1 pseudogene is annotated in these 897 nt (G+C 47.0%); it reads left to right on the top strand.

Features of this window, described 5'->3' with window-relative positions:
- A pseudogene (locus A10D4_RS14415) lies at positions 1 to 897 on the top strand (integrase core domain-containing protein); the annotation flags it as partial.

Raw genomic sequence — 897 nt, 5'->3', positions numbered from 1 at the left:
CCCCGAGTTTATTGTTTAAGTGGAAGAAACTCATGCAAGACGGTGACATGTCCGCAATTCAAGCGGGCAATGAAGTGGTCAGCGCAGCCGAGCATAAAACGCTGCAAAAGAAGGTGAAGCAGCATGAACAGTTGCTTGGCCGTAAAACCATGGAAACGGAAATTCTTAAAGAGGTGCTGGAGATAGCCCAGTCAAAAAAGTTGATATCGCGCATGCCATTGTTGCCAGCCGACGATTCCCTATCATCCGAATCGTAAGTGCTTTGGATGTGTCGCGCTAGAACCTTTATCAGCGTATTTATGAACGACAGAAGGGAGGTTCAGCGCTTTATAACAAGTAAGAAGACGAATTTTTATTGCCGCTGATAGAAGCGCTGTGTGATGGCCGAGCAACCAACGGCTATCGGCGTATCACCGCGCATTTGAATCGTAAACTGCGCTCATCAGATGATTATAGCTTTACAAGGGTGAACCCAAAGCGCGTGTGATGTTTAGCCTGGACGGTTGTGACCGCGAAATTATGAGCTACGTACGACGACTAAAAGGATCACTGCCACTATGGTTCAGGATATATTGGTTGAGAGCATTGAAAAACGCTTTGGCGATACGTCAATTTTGCCAATAGAAGTCGAATGGCTAACCGATAACAGCAGTTGCTATATCGCCGATGAGACTCGGCAGCTCACCAAGTCAATCAGCTTTAAGGTCTGCACCACACCCGTTAGGAGTCCACAAAGCAATGGCATGGCTGAAGCGTTCGTGAAGACATTTAAACGTGATTACGTGTATGTGAACGAGCGACCGGATGCGCAACAGTGATGGCTCAGTTGGCTGATTGGTTCGAGGATTACAACAATTACCATCCGTACAGCGGATTAAAAATGATGTCACCGCGAGA

This window comes from Idiomarina xiamenensis 10-D-4 (assembly GCF_000299895.1).
GTDB classification, from domain to species: domain Bacteria; phylum Pseudomonadota; class Gammaproteobacteria; order Enterobacterales; family Alteromonadaceae; genus Idiomarina; species Idiomarina xiamenensis.
This window is presented reverse-complemented; position numbering and strand designations above follow the sequence as displayed.